General features: G+C 34.7%; 17 protein-coding genes. 1 reads left to right on the forward strand and 16 read right to left on the reverse strand.

What is annotated here, in order from left to right:
• Positions 1–107: 107 nt before the first annotated feature.
• Complete coding sequence (locus D9782_RS20300; protein ID WP_121605579.1) at positions 108–866, reverse strand: HAD-IIB family hydrolase; 759 nt, start codon at positions 864–866, stop codon at positions 108–110.
• Positions 867–939: 73 nt separating this feature from the next.
• On the opposite strand from D9782_RS20300, the gene D9782_RS20305 reads away from it, so the two are divergent.
• Positions 940–1,605 (forward strand): Crp/Fnr family transcriptional regulator, encoded by a 666-nt coding sequence (locus D9782_RS20305; RefSeq protein ID WP_121605580.1) that lies wholly within the window; start codon positions 940–942, stop codon positions 1,603–1,605.
• An 83-nt stretch (positions 1,606–1,688) separates the two neighbouring features.
• Here D9782_RS20305 and D9782_RS20310 read toward each other — a convergent pair whose 3' ends face one another.
• From D9782_RS20310 to D9782_RS20380, 15 genes are all read right to left on the reverse strand, one after another.
• Positions 1,689–2,123: a YbaN family protein gene (locus D9782_RS20310; RefSeq protein WP_240455761.1), complete on the reverse strand. Its 435-nt coding sequence runs from the start codon at positions 2,121–2,123 to the stop codon at positions 1,689–1,691.
• Between the two features lie 163 nt (positions 2,124–2,286).
• Positions 2,287–3,378 (reverse strand): hypothetical protein, encoded by a 1,092-nt coding sequence (locus D9782_RS20315; RefSeq protein ID WP_121605581.1) that lies wholly within the window; start codon positions 3,376–3,378, stop codon positions 2,287–2,289.
• 454 nt (positions 3,379–3,832) lie between these two features.
• Positions 3,833–4,732, reverse strand: a complete 900-nt coding sequence (locus D9782_RS20320; RefSeq protein ID WP_121605582.1) for an ROK family protein — start codon at positions 4,730–4,732, stop codon at positions 3,833–3,835.
• A gap of 34 nt (positions 4,733–4,766) precedes the next feature.
• Positions 4,767–6,152: a glycoside hydrolase family 1 protein gene (locus tag D9782_RS20325; RefSeq protein ID WP_121605583.1), complete on the reverse strand. Its 1,386-nt coding sequence runs from the start codon at positions 6,150–6,152 to the stop codon at positions 4,767–4,769.
• Between the two features lie 85 nt (positions 6,153–6,237).
• Complete coding sequence (locus D9782_RS20330) at positions 6,238–7,041, reverse strand: MurR/RpiR family transcriptional regulator (protein WP_121605584.1); 804 nt, start codon at positions 7,039–7,041, stop codon at positions 6,238–6,240.
• A gap of 48 nt (positions 7,042–7,089) precedes the next feature.
• A complete protein-coding gene (locus tag D9782_RS20335; RefSeq protein ID WP_121605585.1) occupies positions 7,090–9,729 on the reverse strand; it encodes a glycoside hydrolase family 38 N-terminal domain-containing protein in 2,640 nt (879 codons plus the stop codon).
• A 32-nt stretch (positions 9,730–9,761) separates the two neighbouring features.
• Positions 9,762–10,217 carry a PTS sugar transporter subunit IIA gene (locus tag D9782_RS20340; protein WP_121605586.1) on the reverse strand — a complete coding sequence of 152 codons (456 nt, stop codon included), beginning with the start codon at positions 10,215–10,217 and terminating at the stop codon, positions 9,762–9,764.
• 3 nt (positions 10,218–10,220) lie between these two features.
• Entirely contained in the window at positions 10,221–11,687 is a 1,467-nt protein-coding gene (locus tag D9782_RS20345) for a PTS fructose transporter subunit IIC (protein ID WP_121605587.1), read from the reverse strand.
• A gap of 602 nt (positions 11,688–12,289) precedes the next feature.
• A complete protein-coding gene (locus D9782_RS20350) occupies positions 12,290–12,847 on the reverse strand; it encodes an AAA family ATPase (RefSeq protein ID WP_121605588.1) in 558 nt (185 codons plus the stop codon).
• A gap of 416 nt (positions 12,848–13,263) precedes the next feature.
• Positions 13,264–14,067, reverse strand: coding sequence for a CPBP family intramembrane glutamic endopeptidase (locus D9782_RS20355; protein ID WP_226983536.1), 804 nt, complete (start codon positions 14,065–14,067; stop codon positions 13,264–13,266).
• A gap of 193 nt (positions 14,068–14,260) precedes the next feature.
• On the reverse strand, positions 14,261–14,449 hold the full coding sequence (locus D9782_RS20360; RefSeq protein ID WP_121605589.1) for a helix-turn-helix transcriptional regulator: 189 nt from the start codon (positions 14,447–14,449) through the stop codon (positions 14,261–14,263).
• Positions 14,439–14,771, reverse strand: coding sequence for a DUF2178 domain-containing protein (locus D9782_RS20365; RefSeq protein ID WP_026681573.1), 333 nt, complete (start codon positions 14,769–14,771; stop codon positions 14,439–14,441). Before D9782_RS20365 ends, D9782_RS20360 begins: the two co-directional genes overlap by 11 nt.
• A 172-nt stretch (positions 14,772–14,943) precedes the next feature.
• Positions 14,944–15,255 (reverse strand): TIGR04104 family putative zinc finger protein, encoded by a 312-nt coding sequence (locus tag D9782_RS20370; RefSeq protein ID WP_121605590.1) that lies wholly within the window; start codon positions 15,253–15,255, stop codon positions 14,944–14,946.
• 69 nt (positions 15,256–15,324) lie between these two features.
• A complete protein-coding gene (locus D9782_RS20375) occupies positions 15,325–15,552 on the reverse strand; it encodes a DUF3953 domain-containing protein (protein WP_026681575.1) in 228 nt (75 codons plus the stop codon).
• 64 nt (positions 15,553–15,616) lie between these two features.
• Positions 15,617–15,841, reverse strand: coding sequence for a hypothetical protein (locus D9782_RS20380; RefSeq protein ID WP_121605591.1), 225 nt, complete (start codon positions 15,839–15,841; stop codon positions 15,617–15,619).
• Between the last annotated feature and the right edge of the window lie 12 nt (positions 15,842–15,853).

A 15,853-nucleotide genomic window follows, 5' to 3' on the forward strand; every position in this document is an offset into this window, starting at 1 on the left:
TGTTTACAGAAGAAGGGGACCCCAAGTGATTGAAATAAAGGTATCTATATAACAGAATCTCGGGTCAACATACAAGGTAAAATGGTGGAATAACTTGTTAATAATCATCAAGTTTTTAAAGCTTCATTATAATGCTTGGCGTAATCACTAATATTTTTTATCGTAGCGGGAACATTTTCCTTTTTTATGGAAATTGTTGCATATTCTTTCATGGCGTGTTCTCCTACACAAACACTATATGTAGCATTTCTAAATAACTCTAAATCATTTTGATCATTCCCAAATGCGATAAATTCCCCTGATTGTATTCCCAATTGGTTTAATCCGTTCATTTTATGTATTCCTAATGGAGATATATCAAGCAAATTCTCTCTCCCATGTTCATAGATCTGTACAGGTAAATGACTCAAATTATGCTTGATTTCATCAGTAGTCGTAAATAAGACGATTTTGGTTATCATCTTTAATTCGTCTAATGACTTATTTTCAGCTTGCTTTTCAGGGTCTAGATTACGAAATATAGAATGCTGCACCTCACCTGTATAGCTGTAATCCCAATCACTGTCTACTAAATAGGTTAAGTGATACTTTTCAATTAATCGCTTTATTTTTAAAACTAAGTTAGGAGTAAACGTGCGCACATGCATTTTTCCATTTTCAAATGTGAAAGCTCCATTTCCTCCTACCATTCGAAAATGGCGATATCTCTTCGGCAAAACTGGTAATAAATCACGAATCGGTCGAGCTGAAGCAAATATGATCTCATGTCCATGCTGAATACAAACATCTAATGCCTCACGCATCTCATAACTTAATGACTCACCATTAAAACAAATCGTACCATCTAAATCAAATACAAAAATCATTTCTTTCACCTCGCTTACAGTATAATCCTGTTTTGTTATAATAAAAAGGACCAATGTCCCGAAGGAGAACGAAATGACTACATTAATGAATTATATCCAAACCTTTCAGCTTCCATTTCCTGATCATCTAGAACCGTATATAGAATTGAAATCCTTTCAAGCAGGTCAGCAGGTTGTCAATACAGGAGATAAAGCTTCAGGCTTCTATATATTGACAGAAGGGAAATATCGTGTAACTACAAATGAAGTAACAGGAAAATCGCTTCTCCTGCGATTTTGTTCACCAGTATCAATTCTTGGTGACATCGAATATTTTCAGAAAAAAACAATCCAATCAGATGTTATTACGATACATCCAGCTACTTTTATTTATATACCTTATACCATCTATGAGCGCTATTTAAGAACTTACAGCCCATTTACAGAGATGCTTTTAGAGGAGTTAAGTTACAAGCTACAAACCTGTACTGTGGCATCCCGAATTAATGCTCTTGCTCCTGTAGAAGCTCGATTCGCTGCATACCTGTGTACCATTTATTCCGATGCAAAATTTGGTAAACAGCTTTTTACGACGAACACGAATGAAGTAGCTTCACTTATCGGCACTACACCTCGTCACTTAAATCGTGTTTTGAAAAGGTTAAGCGAACAACATGTCCTTATCCGTAATAAAGAAAAGCTACATATTAAAAATTGGCCGGTGCTTCAACAATTATCAGAAGGCATTCGATATGAATAACAACAAAAGACGATGCAAAAATGCATCGTCTCGCAGCACTGGGTATAGCTAATTTCCTTATAAATCTGAACAACGAAAGCTTCCTATATAAAATCCTTGGCGATTTCTTCTTGTTTCGGTTTAAGCGTCTTAATTTTCTTGATGAAATAGTAATGTTTATAAAGAGCAAGTATCACTAATAAAATTTTCACCAAGAGAATGTCCACATAAAATACGGAAAACAGGATAAAAGCATCGGCAATCAAATTGATGCGAATTTTTTCTTTACGTGTCATACCCTTTTTTTGGCGGAATCGTTCTACATATTTTTCATAAAACGAAGTTCCCTTAAACCAATTTTCGATTCGCTTTGAACTTTTCGCAAAGCAAAAAGACGCGAAAAGAAAAAATGGCCCACCTGGCAGTACAGGAAGTACGATACCTGCAACACCAATTCCTAGCGAGATCGATCCAAGCAGAAAGAACAGGATACTTTTAATATTTTTAATGGTTATCACCTTACTTTTATTATACTGCAATAGATGACATAGAAATAAGATATTATTAGCTATAACTACATGATTACGAAAGCACTTATAGCTTTCTCATTGTCTGCGAAAAAATCTTACCTATACTCTTTCATAAGTATACAACATGGAACAATAATTGGGTAAGTCCGAGTGAAATTGTAACAGATAATTACTATTTTGGATATTCTTCAAGCTTCTTAAGGTAAATTCGTAACCGCTCTTCCACTTGTTCTTTCGTTCCAAAGCGAATTATTTGTTCACGGTCTAACGGTGTTTCATTTACTAACTTATAGTGTGTATACGTCATTGTAAGTAACTTTAAGAACACTTCAATATGTAGTGCATGACGCTTCTGTTTTGAACTACCAGTATACCCTTCAATAAAACCTTCTGCACTCGCTATTAATTGGGATATATAAAGATGATAATTCCCTTTGCGATATCTTTTTGTGTTATGAAACAAGTGGAATAAGGCTTGATAATTAAACACATAATTGGCAGCAAAAGATACTCCTGTATATAGCAGTGGATAGGGATCTATAATTTTAGCACCACGCTTTGTATAGATAATATTTTCAGGAGATGTATCCTGATTTGTCAGAATAATTTTCTCATCGTTTATCGAACGACGAGAAATGAAACTTTCCCCAGCTTTTACCACTTTTGCCCTATCAAATTCGTAAGGACTATCAATTAATTTATTTAATTCCTCTTGATATTCTTTGGTTTCTTCAAAAACAAACGCCTTTAAATCCATATCTAGTTCACCTTTTAACTCACCTGTTTGTCCAATTTCCAAATGACCTATGCCCTTATAAGGAGAATTTAAGTTTTCAAGAGCAAGAAAAAACGCTCCTAACTCTTTTCCATACCTTCTCGATAGATCTGTTGTCTGACGCTGAAGGCCAATAGATTTGCCTAGATACGATTCAATCGTATAGGTCAGTTTCTCATCAACAAAGAACTTAAATTGCTCCGGACAAACTCCCTCTTTCGCTCTGTTGGCATGTTGGTAAAATGCTTTTGTAGCAGCATATTCCGACGTTAGCGCTTTTCGATTGAATACGACTTCTTTATCATAGGCAACTCTCTTTGGAATACGAAGGACGAGCTGTTCCTTTTCGATTAAATATGCATGATGCCAAGCACCTTCACCTAACCTATTAATTTCAGTTTCCTTTGAAATCTCTTTTAATCCCTCGTTTCTCAAAGCATTATTTAAAAGCTCCAATTCTGTTAGATTTTCTGTTGTAAGTAATTTCATTTCCGTTGTTTTCCCTTCACTATCCTTTTTATTATATACTTCAATATAAAAAGACGTATCCCTTCTTATACAATTCCTATTCTTTCAATCAATTATTTCGCTCAAAATGCAGCATGGAGCTCCAATTTATTCCAAAACAAAAGTCCAATTAGAAATGTAGTTACTGGAGCAAGACAACAGAGATAAAGAAGTCACGGTGAGCTTACGAGCCGATGATGACTTAGATTAGGGCAATTCGTGAAGTCACCTAGCTTCTGGGCGCTGAAGACTGGACGCGAGCCCCATATTTATTCACATGGGCCGATGTTATAATTTCCTAGACCATAAAAAAAGCTTACCTTATTACAGATAAGCACATCCGTCTTTATTATTCATCTATTTTTCAGATTCATCTTTGCCATGAAAGAAATAATGGTGATAAAAATCAAAATAAATTCTTGGTAAAGGAATACTATTAATCATTTTTTTGCCTTTGCAAAAAATGGTACACCGCTCCTATCATATTAGCATCTGCATGAAATGTACAGCGATCAACTCTTGGAACAATTGTTGCTACATCTACCATACCGACAACCCTATCTATTTCTTTTCTTAATCGTAAAAGTAAATCATCTCTTGCACTAATTCCTCCACCAATTAATATTATCTCCGGATCCAAAGCATATTGAATATTATATATTCCAATCGAAAGCATCGTGATAAATTCGGAAATAGCTCTCTCACACACCTTATCTCCCTGGTCAGCTAAGGTGAAAATCTTTTCACCTGTTAACGATGATATTTCTAGTTGTTTTTCACTGGCGACACGCTTAATAATAGAATAGGTAGAGGCTACTTCACTAAATGTATTCATGCCACTACTTAGATTATGTGGATTAAGTATCATATAGCCAAATTCTCCACCATGCAGTGTGTTCCCTTTATGAACGATTCCATTTTTTATCAATGCGCCACCTATACCCGTTCCAATGACGACAACACATACATCTTTTTTTCCTTTGGCAGATCCTTTCCATACTTCAGCTAATCCAACACAGTTCGCATCATTTTCTACTTGTGTTGCTAATCCTGTTTCTTTTTCAATAAGATGCTTAATATTGGGACCATGAATATACGGAATAGCGCTTGACCCATAAATGAAACCATCTTCTGAAACGGAACCAGGAGCGCTAACCGCAATCCCTTTCATCTCTTTATTGGTATAGGTTAGCACCTTGCTTTTAATAAACATTAATAGATCTTCAAGTGTAGATGGTGTTTGCATAAAATTCTTATGAAGTATATGCCCTTCTGTATCTATTAAACCATATTTTATATAGGTCCCACCGAGATCAAATGTGAGAACATTCGCCATATAGATCCACCTCTATCGTGCAATAATTTTTCATTTAAAAGCCATTTTTCCTAGCTACATCGCCAAACCACTGTCCACTCTTTTTAAGGGAACGTTCTTGTGTCCTTATATCAACACGATATAGTCCATAACGATTCTTATAAGCGTTGAGCCATGACCAATTATCCATAAATGTCCAAACATGGTAGCCAAAGCAATTTGATCCTTCACGAATAGCTTTATGCAGCCATTTCAAATGTTCTTTATAAAATTCAATTCGATAATCATCTTGAATCATACCTGACTCATCTGAAAAACGCTCCTCATTTTCTACTCCCATACCATTTTCAGCTACATACCATGGGATATTTCCATAATTATCTCTAATATTAATAGCAAGATCGTAAATGCCTTTTTCGTATATTTCCCATCCACGATAAGGATTCATCCGACGCTCTGGCCAAATATATGATTCAAAGAACTTTTCAGGTAAGATTTGATCCGATTGATATGGCTTCTCTCTCTCCTTCACCCTTCGTGGCTGATAATAATTCACTCCGAGAAAGTCAACAGTATTATTTTTTATAATCGCTAGATCTTCTTGATTTGTTTCTGGTAATAAATCATATGATCTGAGCAGTTCAGTCAATTCCTCAGGATAAGACCCATAAACAGAAGGGTCTAAAAAGCTTCTATTAAAAAATAGGTCAGCTATACGAGCAGCTTTGACATCCCCTTTTGTGTCACTACGAGGGTATGATGGTGTTAAATTTAAAATAATACCAATCTTACCTGTTTGGTTCGATTCATGATAAGTCTGGATTACTTTTGCACTTGCTAACATGGAATGATAAGCAACTACCACTGCTCGCTTCATGTCAACGACACAAGGGTAATGGTAATGATTCAAATATCCCATTTCTACAGGAACAATAGGTTCATTAAAGGTCGTCCACCTCTTAATTTTTTCACCGAATAGTTCAAATGCCGTATGAGCATAATAATTGAATGCTTCCACTACCTCAAGGCTCTCCCATCCACCCTTTTCCTGCATAAGTAAAGGCATATCAAAATGGAATAGGTTAACAATGGGTTCAATACCATGTTCAATAAGTTGATCAAACATTTTTTGATAAAAGGAAACTGCTTCCCCATTAACATTTATTCCATCAGGAAGCAATCGAGACCATGATATAGAAGTTCTAAAGGAATTTAAATGAATTGCCTTCATCCGCTTAATATCCTCAGTATAACGCTGGTAAAAATCGGATGTTTTCATCGTTCCTACGCCTTCATGAAATCGTTCCGGGTTTAGTTGATACCAGTAATCCCAAATATTCTTTGCTTTATTTTCATCATTAGCAGATCCTTCCGTTTGAGTTGCAGAAGCTGCCGCACCCCATTTAAAATTTGTTGGAAATATATAATCGTTTGCATGCATCGGTAACACCTCATCTTTGCAAATAATAGTTCGTTACGAATGATATAAGTAATACTTTTTAAATAGACATGAAGATGATTGGTCTTTAATGTCCCTGTAAATAGGCTTGCTCCGTTTCAATCCATTTACTTACATTTTCTCTAAACATATTAATATATTGCGAATAAAGCACGTCGATAATAATCAATAAAGGAATTTGCCCAGAAATTTGTTCCACTTCATTTGCATTTTTAATCTGTGACGTTAGTAAGGTTACATTTGCAAGATCACCTATATCTGAGGATTGATTTGAGGTAATAATAACAATCGTAGCCCCTTTTTCTTTTAAACGTCTTAATGATTGAATGACATGCTTGTTTTCACCACGTAATGATAAGTATATAATTAAATTTTCCTTATTTAGAAGGGATGAGATCATCTCAATAGAATCATAATCTTGAACAACTTCTACATATTTCCCTATCCTAGTAAAACGAAACTTAAAGTCTTCACCAGCAATGGCACTCAACCCTAGTCCATAGATGTGAATAATCTTATGACTTTTTATATAGTTACATACCAATTTAACATCTTCTATATCAATTTTTTCATCAATTTCATTAATCATTTCTTTATATCGATACTGTAAATTCCTTGTAACCTTATTCTTATCATTCGAATGTTCTTTTACCATTTTTCGATAAAAATACATTAATTCTTTATAATTTTCAAAACCTATTTTTTTACAAAACCTTGTAATGGAAGCTGCTGATACATTAATTTTTCGAGCAAGAACAGATTGCTTAAGTGGCGGTTTGCCACTTAAAAAATAATCAGCTATCTGCTCATCAACTGCTGTGAATTTTAATTTTGAGCTTTCTATAGTTAAAAACAAATCACTATTCAACAATTATTATCACCCACATGCTTCAGTAATTGCCAAAACAAGTCTCAATTCTTATGCAAACTGAACATAAATTGTTTTAATCTCTTTAGGTTTAAACTTCCCTAGCTGAATCGTATTTTCTTGATAGACATCATTTTCATTTATGGTTTCCGCCATGTTGGTAAACGACCATCGTATGGAACCATGATGCGATATCACTTCCCCACCGTCCTCAATCTTTTTACAGGTAGGATTAAAAAAGCGAATGATAAACCCTTTCCCATCCCATGACTTTTTAAATGAGCTAAAAACAACCTTTTTCACTTTAGTCGTATCAAGCAAAGACAAATGATTAGGAACAGCATTAGATAATGGTTGCATGACAAAATATTTTAATGTTGTTGTAAATTGATTTAATGATTGCTGCTGATAATATGGCACAGAAATAGCATATTCTTGATAGTGTCTAAAAGCTTCAGACTCGAAAAAGGACTTTCCAAGCATTAACGAAAACTTATATTTTAGCTTCTTCTGTAACTGACTATCTGGTGTTTGAATGTATTTAAATTGATTTCCAGAAGCTACACCAGGTCGTCTAAGTAGATCTGGCTTCCCTAAATATCCAACTGCTCGGAATAAGGTAAGCGCGATTTTCATGTCATCTTTTCCAATTATTTCATACTCTTTAACCCCTTTTGAAAAGACAGTAACACTTCTTTGCCCGTCATGTATGTTCACAAAATTCAACATTGGGTAAATTCCAGTTGGCTCTTCTTTCCATGCTTTTTCTTGCCATGACTGTAGATTTGGATCGGTTATCGGGCGAGAAATAGTTCCAAATGGAGTATCTGATATGCTTTGTTGCGTATTTACATTTCCATTTATAAGTAGTCGCATTCGGTGATCTAACGCGTTGTTTTCTAGCTCTAGTTGAATACCAATGGATCTTTCTCCTGTTTTCAATGTAATATAACATTCATAAGGGATTTCGCAAGTATTTTTCATCTGAATCCGTTCTTCCTGAGATAAAGGAACAATGAATGTTCCAGATAATTTGAGACAACACGCGAACGTCCCTTGAGAACATTCGATGAAACTATTCGAAAATCCAAGCATTATCGTTTTATCCTCTAATGGTGGCGAATAATCATAGTTATCTCCATCATCACCAGTGTCTTCAATCATGAAGAGATTTTCATAGAATGTATCAGAGACTTTGTCATATACATTAATCTCTCCATTGACATAGTCTATCTTATAATATTCATTTTCTATATAATTTTTATGCTTATTTTCAACTATTTGAGGAGTATCTCCTTTATTCCCTTCGATAACATCTAAAACTTCATATCCTAGTGGAACAAGTTCTAGTTTAAGTGCTATTTCTATCTCAAAATAATATGATTTTGGAGACGTGTTTGCTTTCTTTCGTATTGGTTCATTTGAATGTTTTTCCATACTGATAATTTCATAAGGAAGTTCTTTTCCATTATGATAAATTACAAAGTCGGATTGAGATAATGAAACCTTCAGCCTCAACACTTGTTCCCTGCGCATTGGCAATGTATTAAAAACAGTAATTTGATTATCCTTTATCTCTTTCCTAGATTCACTAATCTTCCTTGTTAAGTAATCAACCATAGAATAGGATAACTGATCAGCATCAATAAGCCTTTGTAGAATAGCTTGATTTGTTTTATCGCTATTACACGCCCCTGCACTATCATGTGCATGATTTTTTAAGGTTAGCTTCCAAATTTTATCCACTAATTCCTTTTTATAAGGAATACCTATCTGAGTTGCAATAGCCATTAAAGGTTCTAATTGATATATTAACCGACGTTCCACTTTATCATTTATATATTTATGATCATACCTAGAGGAGTATATAGAACGATGAATTTTCGATACTTCCGCATTCAATAATTCACCTTGAACCTTTGGCAAATCTTTTCTTTCGCTGTTTATTCCTTCAAACAAGTCATCATAATTACTTTCTATTAATCTATCAGATGACAAAGCTTTATTGTAGTCAGCAATTCTTTCTTTTAGATTAAAGTCTACATATCGTTGATCTCCACCCACAGGAAGTGCAATATGGGATGAGGTTGTCCCTTTCTTAATTTGCTTCATTAAAGATTCACTGTTATTGCTTTCAATAAGTTGAACTCCCACAAAATACCCGTCTTTTAGATTATAAGCTAAGACCCGGCTACCATCCTCGGATTCCCAAAATAATTCTCGTTGATTAGCTTTATCAGATGATAATCCCCTCCAAAATACAGCTTTATCTATCCCCATTTGTGCAAATATTTTCGGCATATCGATAGATTGTCCGAATGCATCAGGTACATAGCCTAATCGATCTGCTCCTCCTAGTGAATCTCCCAACTCCATTCCGATTTGCAGGTTACGTACAAGCGATTCTCCACGTATAATCATTTGATCTGACTGTGTGTACCATGGCCCAACCTTCAATTTTCCTTTTTTAATTAAGGCCATAAGCCTTTCTTTTTTGTCTGTATTTACTTCAAGATAATCCTCGACAATACTCATTTGTCCATCAAGCATATAATAATCCAAGACACCTTCTTCTAATGCTTTAATCACTTCATCTACATGATAACAAAGTTGGATGAACGACTCACTACTCGTGAAATACCATTCATAATCCCAATGTGTATGCGCTATTACATGAATCTTATTTGTCATTTAACACCCTACCTCGTCTAATCCTAATTGTTTTAATTACTAAATTTTCTCCTAATCAATTTGTACATCCCCGCTTCAGATGTAACAGATAAAAGCGAATCGATAAATGTTTCATCAATTAATGCACGAGAAATGGTACTTAGTGCTTTTAAATGCTCTTGATTTTCTCCCTCAGGAATCGCTAATGCAAATGTGATATGGACAGCTTTTTTATCCATTGATTCCCATTCAATTGGTTGAGTAAATTTCACAAGCATCAATGCAGGTTTTAATACCGTTTTATGTTTACAATGCGGAATCGCTATTCCATCTTTAAACCCTGTGGTCACTTCTTTTTCTCTCTTTTTCAGTCCTTTATAATAGGATTTAGAAGATTTAACAATTCCAATATGTTCTGCAAATGAAGCAATAAAACGCAATGCGTCATCTTTCGTTTCTATATCTGAATTAAATACAACATGATTTGCATCAAACATTTCATTTATCATCTTTTACTCGACCTTTCTTTTCGTAAGTCCAATAATTATGGCGGTTACTAATACACCCATCATGACGCTAAATATCCACGTAACAAAAGGAATTGGCTGTTCAATATACCCTATAAATGCTCCTAATGGTGATCCTATTCCTCCATAAAACTTAATTCCTAATCCAGCAGCAAGACCACCAGCAACAGCGGAGCCGGCAACAAAAGCAGGTATCATTCGAATAGGATCTTGTGCTGCAAATGGGATAGCCCCTTCTGTCACACCAACAATTCCCATGCCAAATGCACTGTTTGCAGACACCTTTTCTGTTTGGGAAAACTTTTTCTTAAACAGTAAAGATGCTAACCAAATTCCTAGTGGAGCGACTGAAATAGCAGCCTGTGTTGCTGTTTGTGGAACAAAATTTGCTCCCTCGATTCCATATTTTGCAACTGTATCTGTAAAAACGGCGGTACCAAACACTAAAGCTGTCTTGTTAATCGGTCCCCCTAAATCAAATCCAACCATAGCTCCGATAATGACACCGATAATAACAGGAGCTGCCGCATAGTTTTCATTTAAGGTCGTTAACCCATCGTATAAAAAGTTCATCATGGAGGCCATTGGATTTCCGACCACATATAAGACAAATAGTGCTATTAAGAGGGTACTTATTAATGGAATCAGCATAATTGGAACAATTGGTTGAATCAATTTAGGATATGGGATTTTTTTAAGTAGCTTTACCAAATACCCGGCAGTAAAAGCAACAAGTATCGCGGCTAAGAAGCCTCCTCCGGCTTCTGCACCAAGCATTTCTGCATCATTAGCAATATAAGTCCCTATCATAGCAGCAGCGATAGCTGGTTTGCCTGCAATTGAATTTGCAACAAACCCAGCAAAAAGTGGAATCATTAATAAGAATCCGACTTGTCCAACACTAAATAAATTGGCCATTAATTCGCCCATTGCTGTTGATATATCAAATCCCCATTCAACAATTCTTCCTGCCTCATCGCGTTGAAATGCATAAACATTTGCTATAGCTAAAATAAGACCAGAAGCAATTACCATTGGAATCATATATGAAATTCCAGCCATAATATGTTGGAAAAAACCACCCTCATCCGTTTTTCCCATTTTTGCAATACCAGCCTTTGTACCTTTTTCTCCATAAGATTTCGCTTCATTCAAAGCGCTTTCAATTAATGCATCAGGATTTTTTATTGCTTCAGATGCCCTGACACGCATGACACGCTTCCCAATAAACCGAGACATATCAATATTTATTTCAATAGCTAATATAACCACATCAGCTTCTTCAATTTCCTGATCAGTCAAACCGTTTTCAATACCAATTGACCCCTGCGTCTCCACCTTAATCTGATATCCTTTTTCTTTTCCAGCTTTTTCAAGAGATTCAGCAGCCATGTAAGTATGAGCTATTCCAGCAGAACAAGCTGTAACCCCAACAATCTTTTTCTGTGACATGTATATTCCACCTTCCTTTACAACGTTTATTTATGAACTATTTTCCTCTTACACTTTCTATGGTACTTAAATGTAACCTCTCACCGCCTAATCATTTAATGAATACTTATATGAATACAATAATTACAATGCCTTTTAGCTCTTGCACCTCATTATATGTTCAAATTGTTTGAATGTATATACTTTCAATGAAACCTGTTTCAACTATCAATTTTACAGCATTTAATGAAAATACTTTCATAAATCAATTATTCAGTTTTAAGCGAATATAAAGATGTAGCTGATTAGGAAAGTAGAGGCCAGAGGAAATCAACTATTGAAATTAAAGGCTCAGGGGGGGTTATAGAGAAAATATCGAAAAAAAAAGCCTATGGGGCACTTTGTAAGATTGGGAAAGTAATGTATTGTAGCTAGCAGGATTCGTATTTTCCCTTCCAAAAGTAGCAATTCCTATCAAATTTCTCATACAAAATAAGCTTGTTTTTCTAGTATGGTTCATGCTTATTAACAGTCGTAGCAGAATACAGGAAGAGATATTTTAGCTACGAAATACTTTCGAAGGACACACGACTCAATTAGCACGATCATTACAACAATTACCTTCATGATTTAACATTCTTAAGGACAAAGCTTGCTCTCTGCTTCACCCCTATTTTTGGTACCTCAATAAGCTCATAATCAAGTTGCTCATAAATCCTAAACATAGCTTGATAAGTTACGACCGCTTCTTCATAATCTTGTTTTCTCTCATCATCATTTTGGTATATGTCCTTCCAAGGTGGTAAAATAAATACCTTTTTATTATACCTGTAGCTTTTGACGGCGTAGTCAAGCTGTTCCGAAACAGGAATGTTTATTAAATATGTATAGGTAAGCGTATCTGGAATGCCCCGATCGAAAAATAGGGGTTGGTTAGAGGGATTCGTCAATGCTGAAAGATAACTTTCTATGGATTGAACTAGCATGAGATCACGATATTTTGTTACATTTCCCCAAGGCAGAGCATCACCATTCGAAGCAAGCTGTGCTTTAATAATCTCCCTTGCAACCTCAGGAACAAACGATTGATTATGTTTCTTTAATTCATGCAACAGGGTCGTTTTTCCAGATCCTGGTCCTCCGGTAATAATGATAAAGTCATTTCTTACTATACGATTCATTAGAAAATTCCTTTCTTTGTTCAAAAATAAGATGCTATCTATTTGTAGCATACTGTGAAGTAATAAATGGTAGTGAATCGTTTATGTAATTTCGGCATGATATATGTAGAAGAATTATTAAAATCCTGGCGTTATAGGAAAAATAAAGAGAAGGATCAAATCTTATTGGGCTGATTGGGGAAAAAAAGGATTCGGGTAAAGTTTAACGTTTTAACAATCGCAAATGTTGTAAGCTCAGATAGATAATAATATGCCCTTGTTAGAAATAGTGATTTTCAACTCCTACTCCGTTAACAGAATAAACTTCGTGCTAGAATACCATCGCCTCTCATGACTGCTAATAATTGAAAGAAGCAAATGTTCCAAAGTGTTCCACACGCTTTCAATTATTCACACGCCTCAGCTTTATCACTAACCTAGGTTTTCTTGTATAGAATTTCCTTCGGATTTATTATAATTAATATAATTGCGAAAGCAAAATAAGCAAGCATAACATATACCAAAATATCTAATAATTCTCCTTTTATCAACACAAGAGAAAAATTAAATAGTTGGTGGGAAATAATTGGTATCATTAGGTTCTTATTTAGGTTGTAGAACAGCGTCATAATAATTGAAAAAGATATAATTCCAATCATAAAAAGTACGATGTACTTGATTAAATTGACTGCAGTATAGCCTGAGACAAACCATAGTGGGGTATGCCAAAATCCCCATAAAACGCCTACTAATAGGGCTGATTTCAAGGGAGAGTACTTTTTTTGAAGTTCATTTAAAGCATATCCTCTCCAACCTAATTCTTCACCTAAAGGTCCCCTTACTAAATTATCTAAGAATGCAAAGAACAATAATCCAAGACCTGCAAAGGATAGTGTCAATTTTTGAGTATCGTTTGTAATGGTTAGAAGAAATAAAGTCACAGCGATAATCATAACCTGAATAATCACCATGGTACTAAGAGAGGAAAACCTAATTTTGGGAGAAAATTGGTCCTTTACAAAGTCTTTTAACTTTAAACCCGGATAGATCTTTCTAAATAAAATAACGAAGGCAAAGGTTGATGACCATGCAGAGATGATTTGCAAGAGGTTTGTTATGCTACTAGGTGCTCCAAAAATCATACTTATCCCGATAAATATAAAAAATACAAAGAATATTACATAGCTTGTACTAACAAAACTTAGTAATGGGTGCTTTAATGCTTTTTTCACTTTTATCATAATAATCCACCTCGTTAAATCGTTCGTAAATGGATTATATAATTATTAATAATCAAATGCTTCAGACTAGAGGCTGAAACGCTATGTTTTTTGTTGAATACTCCAGTAACAATCATTAAACAAGCTGGCTCGATTTAGAAAGTCACCTTCTTATGTGAGAATGGTACCCTTCATGTTTCAGGATAGAGGTAGCTTATTTTTTGAAAACATCATCTACAGTTGTACCAAGAACAGCTGCTATTTTAAACGCAAGCTGCAGTGTAGGGTCATATCGGTCGTTTTCAATTGCATTAATTGTTTGCCTTGACACATTACATTTTTTTGCTAACGTATCTTGTGTGAACCCTTTGTTTTTCCGAAGCTTTGTAATTTTATTTTCCATTTCCACTCATCCGCCGTCTATAAATCCAGTAATATACAAAGTAGCTAATAATCGCAATAAAAAAGTAAAATAAGCCTGGATATTCAAACTCTACCATTGCTAAACGCTCATCATTTAAGTTAAAAAAGTCAAAAACAAAATTAATAATAAAAAATACAATTAGCAGTAACCAACTGTTTACGATTGCCTTTTGTTTAATCAACTGCGAACGCTCATCATCCTTTGTCTTAACTCCACCATATTCATCCGTGCCAGTAACCCAGCCTATAATAAAAAACACAGCCAATCCAACTAAAAACGGAACCGTCCATTTTACTAACAATGCTATCACCTTCTAAAAATGTCAAAAATTCTTTCCATTTACTGTATCGTAAAAGACTTGCTTATGTCAAAACATTTTTACATAAATTATCCAGCACCGTGCTACATAAAAGATGATAGCAAAGCAAAACACGCTCATTCTTATGCCTTCGGGAAGAGCTTGGTCGGTTGCTTTATTTTTCAAAAAAATTAAAGTCTTCTTCTATATTGCTTAGTTTTATTAAAAACGGATGAAGTGACATAATCAAAAAGAACAAAACAGGAAATAAACGAAGCAAGATAATTCCAGGAATATCAAAGAAAATATTAAATAATAGTGGTAGAGGAACGAAAAAATTCAGAAGCCCTGCTTTCTTTTTTGACTTTTGTGTTAGATATTGTTTTTCTCTACAATAGGGGCAAGTCATTCCGGTATCCAATGTAAACATCTTCTTAAGGGTTTGTTTCCAGCTCCACTTGTTATTGCACTTTTGACAGATAGGCATTGAATTTATCACTCCTTGTTAAACACTGAGTTTCAATCGAGGTGCAACATTTATGCAATGCTAGCACTGTTAGCTTATTAAAGTATAGATTGTAACAAAAAAGCTAAAACCAGATGCAAGCATAAGCGTAATGGCAGTTGGCTTTCGTTTTTTAAATTCAATAATGCCTGTAACAAAGAGCATTGTCCCTAAAAATAATAATATATAAGGAATTATTACTTCAGATGTATCCGTTATCAAACCATAACTTGATAATGAAACTACAATAATAGCTAACACAAGTCTAAGTACTTTCAATAATATCTCCCCCAAAAACTAAAATGTAATATGCTATTTATTAATAGTTATATAAGGAAAATGATTAATTAAATAGCCAACCACTAATAACTTGAAAAGCTACTATTGCAACTGCTATAGCTGGACCAACGATAAGAACTCCAATGAACAATGATTTTAATATATCTCCTATAATGAAGAGTGGTTTGCCACCGTTTTCCATGTCATCTATTTTGTTGCTCCTATGCTGTAATGATTTATTTATATTTTTTAACTCCTCTAAGATTTGGCGTTCCGTACTATTTTCCATATCAAATCTCTC

Origin of the sequence: Virgibacillus sp. Bac332, assembly GCF_003667785.1 — a bacterium.
Classification (GTDB): Bacteria; Bacillota; Bacilli; order Bacillales; family Amphibacillaceae; genus Virgibacillus; species Virgibacillus salarius.

What these genes read in the sequence shown, in the direction of transcription:
- D9782_RS20370 (WP_121605590.1), bottom strand. Translation starts at nt 15,255, where the DNA reads ATGCCTATCTGTCAAAAGTGCAATAACAAGTGGAGCTGGAAACAAACC.
- D9782_RS20300 (WP_121605579.1), bottom strand. Translation starts at nt 866, where the DNA reads ATGATTTTTGTATTTGATTTAGATGGTACGATTTGTTTTAATGGTGAG.
- D9782_RS20335 (WP_121605585.1), bottom strand. Translation starts at nt 9,729, where the DNA reads ATGACAAATAAGATTCATGTAATAGCGCATACACATTGGGATTATGAA.
- D9782_RS20380 (WP_121605591.1), bottom strand. Translation starts at nt 15,841, where the DNA reads ATGGAAAATAGTACGGAACGCCAAATCTTAGAGGAGTTAAAAAATATA.
- D9782_RS20350 (WP_121605588.1), bottom strand. Translation starts at nt 12,847, where the DNA reads ATGAATCGTATAGTAAGAAATGACTTTATCATTATTACCGGAGGACCA.
- D9782_RS20355 (WP_226983536.1), bottom strand. Translation starts at nt 14,067, where the DNA reads ATGATAAAAGTGAAAAAAGCATTAAAGCACCCATTACTAAGTTTTGTT.
- D9782_RS20320 (WP_121605582.1), bottom strand. Translation starts at nt 4,732, where the DNA reads ATGGCGAATGTTCTCACATTTGATCTCGGTGGGACCTATATAAAATAT.
- D9782_RS20340 (WP_121605586.1), bottom strand. Translation starts at nt 10,217, where the DNA reads ATGATAAATGAAATGTTTGATGCAAATCATGTTGTATTTAATTCAGAT.
- D9782_RS20345 (WP_121605587.1), bottom strand. Translation starts at nt 11,687, where the DNA reads ATGTCACAGAAAAAGATTGTTGGGGTTACAGCTTGTTCTGCTGGAATA.
- D9782_RS20325 (WP_121605583.1), bottom strand. Translation starts at nt 6,152, where the DNA reads ATGCATGCAAACGATTATATATTTCCAACAAATTTTAAATGGGGTGCG.
- D9782_RS20315 (WP_121605581.1), bottom strand. Translation starts at nt 3,378, where the DNA reads ATGAAATTACTTACAACAGAAAATCTAACAGAATTGGAGCTTTTAAAT.
- D9782_RS20360 (WP_121605589.1), bottom strand. Translation starts at nt 14,449, where the DNA reads ATGGAAAATAAAATTACAAAGCTTCGGAAAAACAAAGGGTTCACACAA.
- D9782_RS20305 (WP_121605580.1), top strand. Translation starts at nt 940, where the DNA reads ATGACTACATTAATGAATTATATCCAAACCTTTCAGCTTCCATTTCCT.